The organism is Aequorivita vitellina, from assembly GCF_022008365.1.
Lineage (GTDB): Bacteria > Bacteroidota > Bacteroidia > Flavobacteriales > Flavobacteriaceae > Aequorivita > Aequorivita vitellina.
In genome coordinates this window covers 87685-102732 of record NZ_JAIRBA010000004.1, presented here as the reverse complement: position 1 = coordinate 102732, position 15048 = coordinate 87685, and the positions used below count along the sequence as shown (strand labels likewise).

Genomic DNA, 15048 nt, shown 5'->3' with positions numbered 1-15048 from the left:
AAGCTAATTGTATTTTATTTCAGCTGCATATAAGTAGTTGCAATAAGGCTTGGCCCGTCAAAAAGATTGATGGTGTAACGGCCTTCAATTAGGTCAACTTCGGCAGAATTCACCAAAATACATACGTCTAATTCATCGTTTTCGTAAAATACGTTTGTAGAACTACTGTAGTTTATATTTTTTTCTTCAAATTGTTTTACCGCATCGTCACCCATCATTTTATTTCGTGGGTTAATAACTTGCACGTAAAGCGTTCTGTCGCCCTTTTGCGCAATGGCATTAGGTGCTAAAGTGAAACAAGCTCTAATTTTATCGGCACGGCTTGCGCGTTTTGTATCTACAACTTTTCCGCTATTTCTAATAATTACCGCTTCACCGCGTAAATCTGTTGCTTTAACGATAGAACCTTTTTTAATAGTTTCGTTCATCGCTATATTTTCTTGGTTTACAGAATCAACAACCATACGGGTATTTTCTAGCTCGGTAGAAGTGCTATCGCGCTCCATCGCCAATTGTTTATTAGCCGCAATCAAACTGTCAGCACGTTTAAATAATTGAATGCGTTCTCGTTTAAGTTTGCCAATTTCAATTTTATATCTATCAATTAAAGCTAAGTTTGCTTTTGCATCTTTTACCGAATCTAACAGCACTGTAATTCTTTCGCGTGCAGCTAGTAAATCTTTGTCTTTTAGCTCGTTATCTTTTATTACTTCATCGTAATTTGCAATAAGGCCTTCCAGTTCTTGTTCAATATCTGCTTTTTGTACTTCAAGATTTGATATTGTACTTTTACTATCGTTAAATAAGGTGACCGTATATACAGCAAGGGCAATAAGTAAAACAGAGAGTACCCCAATGAGTATCTTAAATTTACCACTATTATTTTCGTTCCCAGTCATAATTAATAAGTTAAGTTAAGTCGGTAAATGTAGGGAGCTAATTCTTCATCTAACGTTTACGAAATGATAAAAATTCTTAAAATATGTTAAATCTTCTTTTTCCGAAAGTTTGTGTGGGTTGTAAGCAGCTGTTATTGAAGGGGGAAGAAGTATTGTGCTTAGAATGTATTCACTCTTTGCCATTGGCTGGTTTTCATAAAACGGGCAGTAGTTTGTTAAAAGATAAATTTTACGGCAGATTTATTGTGAAAAACGCCACGGCAATTGTTTATTTTCAAAAAAGAGGGCTTACGCAAGAATTGCTTCACAACCTAAAATACCGTGGAAGAAGTGAAATCAGCAATTTTTTTGGGAAATGGTTGGGAGCCGAATTAGCAGAAATAGCTTCATATAAAAACGTAGATGTTGTTATTCCTGTGCCACTCCACAAACAAAAGTTGAAAAAACGAGGCTACAACCAAGTGGAAGGTTTTGGAAAAGAAATAGCGAGAGCCCTGAACATTCCCTATCGCGATGATGTTTTAATTAAAATTTCAAAATCGGGCTCGCAGGTTTTTAAAACGCGAATCCTCCGTTTTGAAACCGAAGAAGTTTTTACAACCCAAAATTTACAAACGATTGCAAACAAACACATTTTACTGGTAGACGATATTATTACCACAGGAGCTACCTTAGAAAAATGCGCCCTTCAACTATTAAAAGCAAAAAATGTAAGTATTAGTATTGCCACAATTGCCACGGCCTAAAAGTAAATTGCGCATTGTTGCTAGTTATTGTTTAATTTTGAAGCCACAACCCCGCGTGTAATAATTTTAAAAAACGTTAAGTGAAACATCGCCTGCTTTACATTCCTATCGCCTTTTTATTCTTACTCTCTTTTGTGGACTGCGCAAAAAAAGGCTCGCCAACAGGTGGCCCGCGTGATACCATACCCCCAGTAATAGTGCGTAGTATTCCCGAAAACTATACCACTAATTTTACTGGCAGTGAGATTGAAATTAGGTTTGATGAATATATAAAACTGAAAGAAATAGCTAAAGAGCTCATCATTTCGCCACCAATGCAATTCGCACCTGTAATTACACCGTTGAGCACTTCAAAAAGCTTGAAAATAAAAATCCGCGATACGTTAAAACCAAACACCACGTATTCCTTCAATTTCGGAAATAGTATTGTGGATAATAATGAAGAAAATAAATTCGACTATTTTAAATATGTTTTTTCTACAGGGAGCTATATTGATAGCTTAAAAGTAACTGGAACAGTGAAGGATGCACAGCTAATTTCTCCTGAGATTCCTACTACTGTAATGCTTTACGAAGCCAACGAAACTTATACAGATTCAATTGTATATTTTGAAAAGCCAACTTATATAACGGTTACCAAGGACAGCACCGGAACTTTTGAGTTGAGTAATTTAAAGGAAGGAACGTATTTGCTTATGGCGTTGAAAGAAAAAAATAACGATTACATTTTTCAGCCAAAAAACGATAAAATAGGTTTTGTAAAAGAGCTAATCACATTGCCTGCCGATACTACGTACGCTTTGACGCTGTTTAAGGAAACGCCCGATTATAAATTTGCTCGTCCAACTCAAATTGGGAAAAATCATATTGTTTTTGGGTACGAAGGCCGTGCCGATAGTTTAAATATTGAAATACTTTCTGATGTGCCCGATGACTATACTTCCACGGCTTTTAAAGATGAAAAAAAAGATACACTCCACTATTGGTTTAAACCCGCTTTACAAGTAGATTCCTTAGTTTTTAAAATTGCCAACAACAACAGAATTGATACAGCTACGGTTCGGATGCGTGAACTTTTTAAAGATTCTTTAAATATTTCAGCGATAAAAACTGGAACTATAAAATTAAAAGACACTTTTAAACTTCGGGCAAATACGCCTCTCGTTTCCTTTGATGCTTCAAAGTTTGAAGTAATGTCTAAAGATTCAACCTTGGTAGAACCTACGGTAAATCTGAATAAAAAATACAACTGGGCCGAACTGTTTTTTCCGAAGAACGAAGATCAAAGCTATGCTATAATGCTATTGCCTGGTGCTTTAACAGATTTTTTCGCAGCAACTAACGATACGATTTCATTCAATGTTAACACCCGTCTAAACTCAGAATACGGAACTTTAAACTTAACGTTGGTAAACGTGGCGCAATTGCCAATTATCGTGCAAATGTTAGACAGCAAGTACAAAGTAGTAGCAGAAGAATATCTTTCGGAAAACAGAACGGTGTTTTTCGACGCTCTTTCGCCCGATAAATATTTCCTTCGCATAATTTACGACGAAAACAAAAACGGAAGATGGGACACAGGAAGTTTTCTAAACCGAATGCAGCCCGAAAAAATAATCTACTATCCCTCACAAATAGAAGTCCGCGCCAATTGGAGCTTGAACGAAACTTTTACCTTAAAGTAAATTGGTCGCTATCATTTAAAAACCGAAACTTTTTTCGGTTGGTTTCAATATGTTCTTTTTCTAAAATAACGGTTTCAAGAAATTCGTTTTCAAAGGTGGTGGTGGAAACCTGTTTCCCTATAACATCATAAACCGCAGAATGTCCGCTGTATTCGTGTTCGTTCCCGTCTAAACCTACACGATTTACACCAACGCAATAGGCCATGTTTTCAATAGCGCGAGCGCGAAGCAGGGTGTCCCACGCGAGGGTTCTCACTTTTGGCCAATTAGCAACGTAAATTAAAAGGTCGTAATATTCGGTATTTCTTGACCAAACTGGGAAACGCAGGTCGTAACATATTAACGGGCAGATTTTCCAACCTTTGTAATCTACAATTAGTCGTTCAGTGCCTGCGCTATAGGTTTCGTTTTCTTTGGCTAAAGTGAAGGTGTGTTTTTTGTCGTATTTTTTATAATCTCCATTGGGAAAAACGAAGAAAAGTCGATTGAAAAACGTACTGTTTTCTGAAATAATTACACTTCCTGTAATGGCGCAGTTATACTTTTTAGCTTCAGCAATCATCCAGTTTAAAGTTTGGCCATTGTTGGGCTCGGCCAGTTTTTCGGCATTCATTGAAAAACCGGTGGTGAACATTTCGGGAAGAATAATTAAATCTGTTTCCGTTTCAATAGTTTCGAATTTTTTTGAAAATAATTCTCTATTGGCTTCTGCACGCTCCCAAACTAATTCACTTTGAATAATTGTTATTTTTAAATCGGTTTTCATTTTTTTTTAATAATACGGTTTCCAATTAACAGCAACATACAAAATAAGCTTATAATTCGCTAAGAATTTTTGCTGCTTCCGCAAGCGTTTCGTCTGTTTTGGCAAAGCAAACGCGAATCTGCTTAAAATCTTTTTTGCCTTCATTAAAAACCGAAGTTGGAATGGTGGCAATTTTCAATTCTTTTGTAAGTCTTTCTGCAAAAGCAATATCGTTTTCAGTTGAAATTTCAGAAAAATCCAGCATCTGAAAATACGTACCTTTTGAAGGAATTATTTTAAAGTTTGATCCTTCCATTAAATGCAAAAAGAAATCGCGCTTTTGCTGATAAAAATCTGAAAGTTTTAAATAGTGATTTGCATCTTTTAGATAGGTTGCCAGTGCTTTTTGAATGGGATGATTCACACAAAAAACAACAAACTGATGCACCTTTTGAAACTCTTTCATTAAATATTCCGGTGCAGCGCAATAGCCCATTTTCCAGCCCGTATTGTGAAATGTTTTTCCGAAGGAAGCGGTGATAAAGCTGCGGTTCGCCAAAGCGTCAAATTTTGAGGCACTTTGATGCACATTACCGTCAAAAATTATGTGTTCGTAAACTTCATCGCTTAAAACTAGTAGGTCATTCTTTTCGGCTAAACGCTGCAACTCCAGCATATCTTCTTCAGAAAATAGCATTCCACTGGGGTTGTGCGGACTGTTAATGATTATCATTTTTGTTTTTGAAGAAATTTTATCGCTTACTTCTTTCCAGTCCACCCCGTAAGACGGCGGTTTGAGCTGAATAGGAACAATTTTCCCACCAAATAATTGCACGGTTGGCGCATAACAATCGTAAGCTGGGGTAAAAATAATTACTTCATCGCCTTTGCTAATTGTGGCGGCAATAATTGTAAAAATAGCTTGTGTTGCTCCGGCCGTTATTGTGATTTCAGTTTCGGGGTTGTAAAAATGCTGGTAAAGGTTTTCAATCTTTTTTGAAATCTCCATTCGCAATTCAAAATCACCCTGCATCGGGGCATATTGATTAAACCCATCGCGCATAGCTTGATCCACCAAAGCATTTAAAGCGGGATCGCTGGGGAAGTTTGGAAATCCTTGTGAAAGGTTGATGGCTTCGTACTCAGCCGCCATTTGGCCCATCACTGAAAATATGGAGGTTGATATGTTTGGGAGTTTAGATGGTATAATCATTTTGACCTGTATTAATATAAACTAAAATATCGTTGATACATTTGTTCAAGTTAGTCTTTATTTCGTTACTCCAAAAACGGAAGACGGTATATTCCATTTCTTCAAGCTGCCTATTTACTTCACGATCGCGCTGCATATTACGTTCTATTTTTGGTATCCAAAAACCACGATTTCTCCTTAAGGTTTTTTTTCGTTCGGGCCAATTGTAACCGTGCCAAAATTCACCGTCAATAAATATAGCAAGTTTATATTTTTGAATTGAGACATCAGGTTTTCCAGGCAGTTTTTTGCTATTTACACGATAGCGAACACCTTTTTTCCACAGTGCTTTCCTAAAAAGTAATTCTGGCTTGGTATTCTTTCCACGGATTTTGCTCATCATTTTTGAGCGCATTTTTGTGGTGTAGAAGCCGGACTCTTCATTGAAACGCGGGACTTTTATTTTGTTATCTTCGTAATTCATAGCAATTGATACAAATTATGAATAATCTTGGCCAATCAGAAAACAAATACATAGATTTTGTAAGTGACGAACACTTGTTAAAATGTATTTCTAATTTACACAATTCATATTTATCGGCTAAAAGAGAGTTTACCAAAAAGAAATTTTATAAAAATAAAGTTGATATTTTTAAGCTAACTTTTGATTCAAGATTTAATCAGCTTTCTGAAGAAGAGCTTATAAAGCTTGAACTGTCAAGACAAATTGATAAATCCGTAAATAATGCAATCGGCACATTTCACGAAGAGGTTTTGGGCGGGATTGAAGGTTTTAATAGTGGCAGATTCCTTGGATATGATTTAAAAGCGAACGATGATTCACTTTTTGCAGAAATCAAAAATAAGCATAACACAATGAACAGCAGTTCTGCCGAAAGTGCGTTTCAAAAGCTCGCAAGATTCGCTAATGACAATAAAAATTCAAAGTGTTATTTGGTGCAGATATTGGCAAAGAAAAGTTTTTGCAAAAAATGGGAGGCAATTATAAATGGAAAGGAATACAGCCATAGCAGGGTTTATATAATTTCTGGTGACCAATTTTATACTTTGGTTACAGGAAAGAAAAAGGCATTATTTTATCTATATAAATCTCTTCCTAACGCCATAAATGATTTTTTAAAAAGCGTTTCTGAAGAAAAATTAAATGAGAACAATATTCTTTCAGAAATATCCAAAAGTGCAAAAGATAATAATAGAACGATTTTAGATGAAATTACGTTTGAAAACTTTCTTTACTATAAAGGCTTTGATAGATTAAAATAATTAAATCGTTTCGACTTCTGCACTAATTTTTATTTTTTCAGTCAAATGAATATTATTTAAAAACCGCACCAAAGAATACCCAATTTCCTTGGCCAAATTTACAGGTACTGCATTTCCAATTTGCTTATACTGCTGCGATATAGAACCTTTAAACTCCCAATCATCGGGAAAAGTTTGAATTCGGGCATACTCTCGAACTGTAAAAGGTCTCGTTTCATCTGGATGACAACGTTCCGTTTGTTTTTGCGCAGGGCTACAAGTTAAAGTCAAACACGGTTCATCCCAGCCAATTCTTCTTGCCATTCCAGTTTTTCCTCCTCCTAAAAAAAAACTTTTCTGCATATATTCTTTCTGAATATCCAAAGGTAAATCTCTCCAGTAACCTTTTGGTGGAACTAAATCGAGAACATCTTTTTTATGTTGTGGATATTTAGCGCCTTGAGATTTTGGAACGTTTGAGTCAAATAACTTGCCTTTTTTTAAGGCATCCTTTAAATTATAGATTTCGGAATAGGGTTTTGGATATTTGTATTCAGCATTGATATCCTTTCGTATTCCAACTAAAATTAACCTTTCGCGCTTTTGGGGAACATTATAATTTATCGCTTTTAAAACTCTAACTGGTAATACAACATTATAACCAATTTCATCTAATATGGAAATCATACCTTCCAAAGTTTTTCCATTGTCGTGACTTAAAAGTCCACGGACATTTTCGCCTATACAAATCTTTGGCCTTGTTTCTTGTACGACTCGAGCAAATTCATAAAAAAGTGTGCCTCGTGCATCTTCCAATCCTAATTTTTTTCCTGCGTAACTAAAGGCTTGGCAAGGAAACCCTCCCGTAACCACGTCAATATTGTTTTTGAATTCGGTAAAATCAATTTCTTGGATATCGCCTTCTAACACATTCCAGTTCGGACGGTTTTCGCGCAATGTTTGACAAGCCCATTTGTCAATTTCATTTAAAGCTTTGCATCTTAGTCCAGCTTGTTCCATACCAATGGCAAGACCACCAGCACCGGCAAAAAGTTCCAAAACAGAATATTCTTTTAATGGTTCAACAAAGTTGCCGTCATCGAGCTTATCGAAATACGATTTGAACTCTGGAAATATCTCCAATTGTTCTTTTTTGTAGACTCTATAGTTACTCATAGGCTCTCGAACAGCTGCGAGTTTGCCATCATTATCCCATCTACGAAGGGTTTCTGGGTTTTTGCCTAAAATTTCTGATGCTTCAGAAAGTGAATAATATTCTTTGATAACCATGTTGCACAACCTTATATATGGTTACAAATTTAAATTATAATTTCTAATTTATAAACAGATTGAAATAAAAATATTCGAAATTTATTCACCAAAAAAACCCTCACAAAATTGCAAGGGTTTTAATTTTAAAAGTAAGAGATTCCCGCCGAGGTCTATCTTTAGCGATAGCCGAACGGCTGGAATTCATTAATATCTGTAATACTCAGGCTTAAACGGTCCTTCAACAGTTACGCCAATATATTCAGCTTGTTCTTCAGAAAGTTCAGTAAGCTCAACACCAATTTTCGCAAGGTGAAGTTTCGCTACTTTTTCATCTAAATGCTTCGGAAGCATATAAACTTCATTTTCGTAGTTTTCGCCGTTTTTCCAAAGCTCTATCTGCGCTAAAGTTTGGTTGGTAAAACTGTTGCTCATCACAAAACTTGGGTGGCCAGTGGCGCAACCAAGGTTTACCAAACGACCTTCAGCTAAAAGAATGATATCTTTGCCGTCAATAGTATATTTGTCAACTTGTGGCTTAATTTCAACGTGCGTATTTCCATGATTTTCTTTTAACCACGCAACTGCAATCTCGTTATCAAAATGTCCGATATTACAAACGATGGTTTTATCTTTCATCGCTTCAAAATGCTCTCCGCGAACAATATCTTTATTTCCAGTGGTAGTAATTACAATATCTGCATTGCCCACAACAGTTTCCAATTTTTTCACTTCAAAACCGTCCATTGCGGCTTGTAGCGCACAAATTGGGTCAATTTCAGTAACGGTAACAATACTTCCCGCACCTTTAAACGAAGCAGCAGTACCTTTACCAACATCGCCATAACCGCAAACAACTACGCGCTTTCCAGCAAGCATAATATCGGTTGCGCGACGTATTGCATCTACAGCACTTTCGCGGCATCCGTATTTATTGTCGAATTTACTTTTGGTAACACTATCGTTAATATTGATGGCGGGCATCGGTAATGTTCCTTTTTTCATGCGCTCATAAAGACGATGAACACCAGTGGTAGTTTCTTCAGAAATACCTTTTACAGCAGCAGCTAGTTCTGGATATTTATCTAAAACCATATTAGTTAAATCACCACCATCATCCAAAATCATATTTAACGGCTCACGTTTTTCGCCAAAGAAAAGCGTTTGTTCAATACACCAATCAAATTCTTCTTCAGTCATCCCTTTCCAAGCGTACACCGGAATTCCAGCAGCAGCAATTGCAGCGGCGGCGTGATCTTGCGTAGAGAAAATGTTACAAGAGCTCCAAGTAACTTCAGCACCCAAAGCAACTAAAGTTTCAATAAGTACAGCCGTTTGAATAGTCATGTGTAAACATCCAGCAATGCGCGCTCCTTTTAAAGGCTGTTCTACTCCATATTCCTCACGAAGCGACATAAGTCCGGGCATTTCGGCCTCAGCGAGTTCAATTTCCTTTCTTCCCCAATCTGCAAGGGAAATATCTTTTACTTTAAACGCCGTATAAGGCACAGTTTTCGTTGACATATTTATTATATTTATACCCGCAAAAGCGGACATTCATTAAAAATTAATTTTCTAGTTTTAAGTCTGCAAAACTACGAAATATCCTTTGAAAGTTTATGCCACTTTACAAAACTATAACAGTTAACCCCACAACTAATGTCTTCATTTGGAAGATTGAAGAATCGTTCGAAACGCTTTCCAAAGGAATTGCACTTACCCAAAACTGTGCGAACCGAGTAGAAAATATGAAAAGCGATTTACACCGCCGAGGGTTTATGAGCATTCGCCATTTGTTGGCATTGGGAGGATACACCGATCACGATTTGTATTACGATGAAAATGGAAAGCCACACTTAACCGGCGATAAACATATTTCTATTACACATTCCTTCAACTTTTCGGCAATTATAATTAGCGATTCTGAAGTGGGGATAGACATTGAAAAGCAACGCAATAAAATTCAAAAAATAGCACATAAATTCACCCCAATTGAAGAATACCGAACCATTGCCAATGACGATGCTTTAATGCGTAAACTTACAATTGTTTGGTGTGCAAAAGAATCGCTGTATAAAAGTTTTGCTGAAAAAGGCGTGAGCTTTTTGCAAAATATTTACGTTGAAGAATTTGCGCTCGAAGATTTTAAAACCGCCGCAACCGTTACTTTCGAAGAGAAAACTGTAAAATACAATGTAGATTATTTAGAGTTTGAAGGTTTTACTTGTGCCTACGCATTACTCTCTGAAAAGCAATAAATGAAAGATACGTTTTACAAAACGCTTCTTAAAAATATTTCCGAAAAAAAGAAGCTTCTCGCTGTTTTAATCGACCCTGATAAGTTCTCAAATGCTGAGGCAAAAGTATTTCTGAAAAAAATTCCGAAGGAAACTACACACCTTTTTGTAGGTGGAAGCACCGTAAAAAACGGCAAAACCGAAGAAACCGTAATTGCTTTGAAAGCCGAAACACAACTTCCTGTTTTTCTGTTTCCGGGCGATTATTCGCATATAACACCGCTCGCGGACGCCCTATTATTCCTTACTTTACTTTCGGGAAGAAATGCTGAATATTTAATAGGGCAGCAAATTAAATCCATTTCAAAATTGAAAAACTCAGCGTTGGAAATTATTTCCACAGGCTATATTTTAATTGATGGCGGAAACAATTCTGCAGTCTCAAAAGTGACGCAAACGGAACCACTTCCGCAAAAAAATGTTGAAAAAATTGTTCACACCGCACTTGCCGGACAATATATGGGTGCAAAACTAATTTATTTAGAAGCGGGGAGCGGCGCGAAGTTTCCCGTAAATCCCGAAATAATTTCCGCAGTAAAAAAAGCTATTAATATTCCCTTAATTGTGGGCGGCGGAATAAAGACAGAATTGCAAAAGCAAACTGCCTACAAAGCCGGCGCAGATATCATTGTGATGGGCACGGCGTATGAAAATAGTCATTTCGGCTCCGCTCAATGACCGTTCGGTGGCTTAGCAGCGCCGAAGCCAATCTATTGGTAATAGGAGTGGTTATGAATAAATTCCAAAAACTGCAAACCGCTACTTACATGGAGTGCTTTTATAATTGTAACTTTGTCGATTGTCATTTCAGCTCCGCTCAATGACCATTTCGGTGGCTAAACGGAGCCGAAGCCAAATTAAATACGTATGAATATTTCAGTAGAATTAACCCTTTCCCCGTTGCAGGACGACTACGAACCTGCAATAATTAATTTCATTAAAAGTCTTCGAAATTCTGGGCTTACCGTTATAGAAAATCCGCTTAGCACACAGGTTTACGGCGATTATGATACGGTGATGAATCTGCTTCAAAAAGAAATGAAAATTGCATTGGAAGCCGTGGAAAGAGGCTTGCTTTACATAAAAATAGTAAAATCTGATCGCAGCGATTATGAGCCCCATTTTTGATTGGTTTTTTGCGCAGTACCAAGACATACCAACCTATTTAGTAGCGTTAGAAATCGTTGCGGTATTTTTTGGATTTTTGAGCGTTTGGTATGCAAAGCAGGATAATATTTTAGTGTATCCCACGGGGATTATCAGCACGGCAATTTTCGTTTACATTCTCGCTATTTACGCACTTTTGGGCGATATGATGATTAACGGTTATTACTTTGCAATGAGTGTTTACGGCTGGTATATTTGGACCCGAAAAGTAGATGAAACGCATTACACACCAATTACTAAAACCACGAAAAAAGAAAACAAGCAGTCAATCTATATTTTTATCGCAACGCTTATTTTCGTGTTTGTGGTTTATGAATTTTTTGATAAGTGGAACAGTTGGACCGCATATGTTGACACTTTTACAACCGCTATTTTCTTTGTAGGAATGTGGCTAATGGCAAAAAAGAAACTCGAAAATTGGGTTTACTGGATAATTGGCGACCTTATTTCGGTACCGCTTTATCTGTATAAAGGGCTTGTGTTTACTTCGTTTCAATATCTTTTATTCACTGTTATCGCTATTTACGGATATCGCGCGTGGAAGAAAAACCTGAACATTCCCGAAACTAGTTTAATGTAATGATAAAAGTAGTGTTATACGGCCCCGAATCTACGGGAAAAACCACATTGGCAAGACAATTGGCAGCACATTATAATACGCAGTGGGTACCCGAATTTATGCGTACGTATCTTGAAGAAAAGTGGGATTTAAAAAAAGAATTGGTCGCAAAAGAAGATTTAATTCCAATTGCAAAAGGACAATTAAAACTTGAAAAGAAAGCGTCGCAATTAGCTGATAACCTGTTAATCTGCGATACAAATCTGCTTGAGCTGAAGGTGTATTCCGAATATTATTACAACGGTTACTGCCCCGAAGAAATAAAAACCGAAGCAACCAAAAACAATTATAGCATCTACCTATTAACTTACGTTGATACGCCGTGGGAGCCCGATATTTTGCGGGACAGACCCAATAATCGCGAGGAAATGTTTCGTATTTTCGAGGCCGAATTAAAAATGCAAGGTTTCCCTTTTGAAATATTAAAAGGAAACAAGAAAGAGAGATTTAATAAAGCAGTTGGAATTATTGACCAATTGCTGAAATCAAAATCTCTGTGAAGCTCTGCATTTCGCTGAGCTACGCTGTGAAATAGCTATAACACAGAGTTACTCGCAGAAAAGAAACAGAGCAACACAGAGAAATAATCACAAAGAATGTTTACTGAAAAAAACCTAAATCAAATAAAAGCTCACGGACTTTCCGAGGCAAAGGTTAAAGACCAATTGCAAATATTTAAGAATGGAATTCCATTTGCAAAGGTTGTTGCTCCCGCTTCGGCAAATAACGGAATTGAAATATTTTCGGAAGAAGAGCAGCAGCAATTCGCCAATCTTTTTGAAGCTGAAAAAAGCAAGCTCGATTTGTTGAAATTCGTTCCTGCATCTGGTGCCGCCACGAGAATGTTCAAGTTTTTACACGAGTTTTTGGAAAACTATAATCCTTCGGAAAACATAGATGCGTTTCTTGAAAAAGCAGAATATAAAAACCTTAAAATATTTTTCAATTCAATTGAAGACTTTGCATTTTCACATTTAGTTTTTCAGCAATTAGAAGATAAATTTCCTGATTATTACAACTTTAAAAAAGGGAAAAAGCATTATTTATTTGTAAAAGAAATGCTGGAAGAAACTGGTTTAAATTTCAGCAACACGCCAAAAGGTCTCGTTCCTTTTCACAAATACGATGAAAATTATGTAACTGCTTTTGGCGAACAATTGTATGAAGCAGCATTTTACGCAACATCAAATGGGACGGCATATTTGCATTTTACCGTTTCGGCGGAACACGAAGAAAAGTTTAAAAAAAGGTATGCTGAAGTGCAAAAAACGGTTGAAAATAAGACGGGTGTAAAATTTAAAATCACCTATTCTTTTCAAAAAAATGAAACAGATACCATTGCTGCAACGCCCAAAAATGAATTATTTTTAGACGAAAACGGCGATTTGCTTTTCCGTCCGTCGGGTCACGGAGCGTTGTTGGAAAACCTAAACGACGTTGATGCAGATATTGTTTTTATTAAAAATATAGACAACGTAGTTTCTAAAAATTATATTGAGTCTATCGCTTTTCAGAAGAAAGTATTGGCTGGAAAATTGATTTCGGTGCAGCAGAAGATTTTCAATTTTATTGAAATGCTTCATTCAAATAATATTTCCGAAGAGACTTTAAATACAGCTGCTCAATTTATTTCCGGAGAATTAAACATTATAAACATTCCTTTAAACAAAGAAGCACTTTTAAATATTTTGGAACGCCCAATTAGAATTTGCGGTGTGGTTGAAAACACGGGCGCTCCCGGCGGCGGGCCATTTTTAGTAAAAGATAAAAACGGAAAACTTTCGTATCAAATTGTGGAAATGTCACAGATTGACACAAACAATCCCGAACAAAAGGCTTTGGTAGCTAAAGCCACGCATTTTAATCCGGTCGATTTGGTTTGCGGCGTGCGCAATTATAAAGGTGAAAAGTTTAATTTGCTGAAATTTTCGGATCCCGATACGGGTTTTATTTCGAATAAATCGTATCACGGAAAACCGATAAAAGCGTTGGAAATGCCAGGACTTTGGAATGGCGCAATGGCAAACTGGAATACCATTTTTGTAGAAGTGCCGCTAATTACTTTCAATCCAGTAAAAACCGTGAACGATCTTTTAAACGAAGCACACCAACCAACGTGAATACAGAAATTTTAATATCGGAACTCAATTTTAAAGGCATTCGCAGTAGCGGGCCCGGCGGTCAGCACGTAAATAAAACTGCTTCAAAAGTTGAGGTTTCTTTCGATTTGGAAAATTCGCACGCCCTTTCAGAAACTGAAAAAGAGCGACTTCGCAATAAGCTCGCTTCAAAAATCACTTCCGAAGGCATAATTATGTTACAATGCGGCGAAACGCGGAGCCAGCACCGAAATAAATCGATTGTTATTGAACGTTTGTTAGTACTACTTCAGCAAAACTTAAAAGTTGCAAAACCGCGAAAAAAAACTAAACCTTCCAAAGGTGCAATTGAACGCCGTTTAAAATCTAAAAAGCAAAACGCACTTAAAAAATCGAATCGGCGGCCGCCAAAAATCGATTAGCATTTATACAGTAACTGTGTAATATTTATACAACTGTTCTTCTATTTACACACTTTTGTAATTCTTCAAAACAATTCAAAATTCTTTAAATCGTTGTTTTAATGGGGTTTGAGTAATCTTTTGCGCGCTGTGTTTCTATGGCACTACTTTTTCAATATACAAGTCAACAAACAAACTTTGAAACGATAAATAATTTATTAAAAACAAAAACAATGAAAAAGTTAATTTTAAGTACAGCAATTTTATTAGGAGGTTTAACCGCTGCAACTGCACAAACCGATAAAGAACCAACCGCAATGGCTGCGCAAAAACAATCTGCCGTTGAAGTGCAAGTTGAAAACAGACTAGACGCTGCGCAAGATGCTGAAACCGCTACAGTCGCTGTTGTTCCACAAGACTATAAAGAAGTAAATGCTTCTGAGGTGCCACAAACTGTGAAAACTGCCGTAGCTAAAGATTTTAGCGATGCGACAATTTCTAAGGCTTATGTGAATGCCAAGGGTGATTACAAAATTGAACTTACAACTGCCGATGCTAAAAGTGCAACCGTTTATGCAAACGCAAAAGGTGAGTGGATTAAAAATGAATTAAAGAAGCAGTAAGCTGCGGGTATTTTAGATTCAATACTTCTGAGAAAGGCGTCCA

Annotated in this window: 17 protein-coding genes; 11 read left to right on the top strand and 6 right to left on the bottom strand. The window is 36.8% G+C overall.

Going from position 1 to position 15048, the window contains the following annotated elements; genetic code table 11:
- Positions 1–14: 14 nt before the first annotated feature.
- Complete coding sequence (locus tag K8089_RS03305; RefSeq protein WP_237601852.1) at positions 15–899, bottom strand: hypothetical protein; 885 nt, start codon at positions 897–899, stop codon at positions 15–17.
- Positions 900–982: 83 nt separating this feature from the next.
- On the opposite strand from K8089_RS03305, the gene K8089_RS03300 reads away from it, so the two are divergent.
- Positions 983–1645 carry a ComF family protein gene (locus K8089_RS03300; protein WP_237601851.1) on the top strand — a complete coding sequence of 221 codons (663 nt, stop codon included), beginning with the start codon at positions 983–985 and terminating at the stop codon, positions 1643–1645.
- Between the two features lie 80 nt (positions 1646–1725).
- Entirely contained in the window at positions 1726–3330 is a 1605-nt protein-coding gene (locus tag K8089_RS03295; protein WP_237601850.1) for an Ig-like domain-containing protein, read from the top strand.
- Here K8089_RS03295 and K8089_RS03290 read toward each other — a convergent pair.
- From K8089_RS03290 to K8089_RS03280, 3 genes are read right to left on the bottom strand one after another with little or no spacing between them, the layout of a single operon-like run.
- Positions 3317–4096 carry an amidohydrolase gene (locus K8089_RS03290; protein ID WP_237601849.1) on the bottom strand — a complete coding sequence of 260 codons (780 nt, stop codon included), beginning with the start codon at positions 4094–4096 and terminating at the stop codon, positions 3317–3319. The genes K8089_RS03295 and K8089_RS03290 overlap by 14 nt on opposite strands.
- Positions 4097–4145: 49 nt before the next feature.
- A complete protein-coding gene (locus K8089_RS03285) occupies positions 4146–5288 on the bottom strand; it encodes a methionine aminotransferase (RefSeq protein WP_237601848.1) in 1143 nt (380 codons plus the stop codon).
- Positions 5272–5751, bottom strand: coding sequence for a very short patch repair endonuclease (locus K8089_RS03280; protein WP_237601847.1), 480 nt, complete (start codon positions 5749–5751; stop codon positions 5272–5274). Before K8089_RS03280 ends, K8089_RS03285 begins: the two co-directional genes overlap by 17 nt.
- 17 nt (positions 5752–5768) lie before the next feature.
- Here K8089_RS03280 and K8089_RS03275 point away from each other — a divergent pair, with 17 nt between their 5' ends.
- Positions 5769–6551: an Eco47II family restriction endonuclease gene (locus tag K8089_RS03275; protein ID WP_237601846.1), complete on the top strand. Its 783-nt coding sequence runs from the start codon at positions 5769–5771 to the stop codon at positions 6549–6551.
- Here the strand turns inward: K8089_RS03275 and dcm are convergent, their stop codons facing one another.
- Together dcm and ahcY are read right to left on the bottom strand one after the other, a co-directional pair.
- Positions 6552–7820 carry a DNA (cytosine-5-)-methyltransferase gene (gene dcm / locus K8089_RS03270; RefSeq protein WP_237601845.1) on the bottom strand — a complete coding sequence of 423 codons (1269 nt, stop codon included), beginning with the start codon at positions 7818–7820 and terminating at the stop codon, positions 6552–6554. It abuts the gene before it with no gap.
- A 186-nt stretch (positions 7821–8006) separates the two neighbouring features.
- A complete protein-coding gene (gene ahcY / locus K8089_RS03265) occupies positions 8007–9323 on the bottom strand; it encodes an adenosylhomocysteinase (RefSeq protein WP_237601844.1) in 1317 nt (438 codons plus the stop codon).
- Positions 9324–9418: 95 nt separating this feature from the next.
- On the opposite strand from ahcY, the gene K8089_RS03260 reads away from it, so the two are divergent.
- From K8089_RS03260 to K8089_RS03225, 8 genes are all read left to right on the top strand, one after another.
- Entirely contained in the window at positions 9419–10057 is a 639-nt protein-coding gene (locus tag K8089_RS03260) for a 4'-phosphopantetheinyl transferase family protein (RefSeq protein WP_237601843.1), read from the top strand.
- On the top strand, positions 10058–10774 hold the full coding sequence (locus K8089_RS03255; protein WP_237601842.1) for a phosphoglycerol geranylgeranyltransferase: 717 nt from the start codon (positions 10058–10060) through the stop codon (positions 10772–10774).
- Positions 10775–10963: 189 nt separating this feature from the next.
- Positions 10964–11224: a thiamine-binding protein gene (locus tag K8089_RS03250; RefSeq protein WP_237601841.1), complete on the top strand. Its 261-nt coding sequence runs from the start codon at positions 10964–10966 to the stop codon at positions 11222–11224.
- Complete coding sequence (pnuC, locus tag K8089_RS03245) at positions 11208–11843, top strand: nicotinamide riboside transporter PnuC (protein ID WP_237601840.1); 636 nt, start codon at positions 11208–11210, stop codon at positions 11841–11843. The genes K8089_RS03250 and pnuC overlap by 17 nt, the downstream gene beginning before the upstream one ends.
- Positions 11843–12382: an AAA family ATPase gene (locus K8089_RS03240; protein ID WP_237601839.1), complete on the top strand. Its 540-nt coding sequence runs from the start codon at positions 11843–11845 to the stop codon at positions 12380–12382. Before pnuC ends, K8089_RS03240 begins: the two co-directional genes overlap by 1 nt.
- Before the next feature lie 96 nt (positions 12383–12478).
- The gene (locus K8089_RS03235) at positions 12479–14002 is read left to right on the top strand and encodes a DUF4301 family protein (protein WP_237601838.1); all 1524 of its coding nucleotides are present in this window, start codon (positions 12479–12481) and stop codon (positions 14000–14002) included.
- Positions 13999–14403, top strand: a complete 405-nt coding sequence (gene arfB / locus K8089_RS03230; protein ID WP_237601837.1) for an alternative ribosome rescue aminoacyl-tRNA hydrolase ArfB — start codon at positions 13999–14001, stop codon at positions 14401–14403. The genes K8089_RS03235 and arfB overlap by 4 nt, the downstream gene beginning before the upstream one ends.
- Before the next feature lie 212 nt (positions 14404–14615).
- Complete coding sequence (locus tag K8089_RS03225) at positions 14616–15005, top strand: hypothetical protein (RefSeq protein WP_237601836.1); 390 nt, start codon at positions 14616–14618, stop codon at positions 15003–15005.
- Positions 15006–15048 lie beyond the last annotated feature (43 nt).

Excerpts from the sequence above, each read along its gene's own strand:
- K8089_RS03280 (WP_237601847.1), bottom strand. The coding sequence starts at position 5,751 with ATGAATTACGAAGATAACAAAATAAAAGTCCCGCGTTTCAATGAAGAG.
- K8089_RS03290 (WP_237601849.1), bottom strand. The coding sequence starts at position 4,096 with ATGAAAACCGATTTAAAAATAACAATTATTCAAAGTGAATTAGTTTGG.
- K8089_RS03285 (WP_237601848.1), bottom strand. The coding sequence starts at position 5,288 with ATGATTATACCATCTAAACTCCCAAACATATCAACCTCCATATTTTCA.
- K8089_RS03255 (WP_237601842.1), top strand. The coding sequence starts at position 10,058 with ATGAAAGATACGTTTTACAAAACGCTTCTTAAAAATATTTCCGAAAAA.
- K8089_RS03260 (WP_237601843.1), top strand. The coding sequence starts at position 9,419 with ATGCCACTTTACAAAACTATAACAGTTAACCCCACAACTAATGTCTTC.
- K8089_RS03305 (WP_237601852.1), bottom strand. The coding sequence starts at position 899 with ATGACTGGGAACGAAAATAATAGTGGTAAATTTAAGATACTCATTGGG.
- K8089_RS03300 (WP_237601851.1), top strand. The coding sequence starts at position 983 with ATGTTAAATCTTCTTTTTCCGAAAGTTTGTGTGGGTTGTAAGCAGCTG.
- ahcY (WP_237601844.1), bottom strand. The coding sequence starts at position 9,323 with ATGTCAACGAAAACTGTGCCTTATACGGCGTTTAAAGTAAAAGATATT.
- dcm (WP_237601845.1), bottom strand. The coding sequence starts at position 7,820 with ATGGTTATCAAAGAATATTATTCACTTTCTGAAGCATCAGAAATTTTA.
- K8089_RS03250 (WP_237601841.1), top strand. The coding sequence starts at position 10,964 with ATGAATATTTCAGTAGAATTAACCCTTTCCCCGTTGCAGGACGACTAC.
- K8089_RS03275 (WP_237601846.1), top strand. The coding sequence starts at position 5,769 with ATGAATAATCTTGGCCAATCAGAAAACAAATACATAGATTTTGTAAGT.
- K8089_RS03225 (WP_237601836.1), top strand. The coding sequence starts at position 14,616 with ATGAAAAAGTTAATTTTAAGTACAGCAATTTTATTAGGAGGTTTAACC.
- pnuC (WP_237601840.1), top strand. The coding sequence starts at position 11,208 with ATGAGCCCCATTTTTGATTGGTTTTTTGCGCAGTACCAAGACATACCA.
- K8089_RS03240 (WP_237601839.1), top strand. The coding sequence starts at position 11,843 with ATGATAAAAGTAGTGTTATACGGCCCCGAATCTACGGGAAAAACCACA.
- K8089_RS03235 (WP_237601838.1), top strand. The coding sequence starts at position 12,479 with ATGTTTACTGAAAAAAACCTAAATCAAATAAAAGCTCACGGACTTTCC.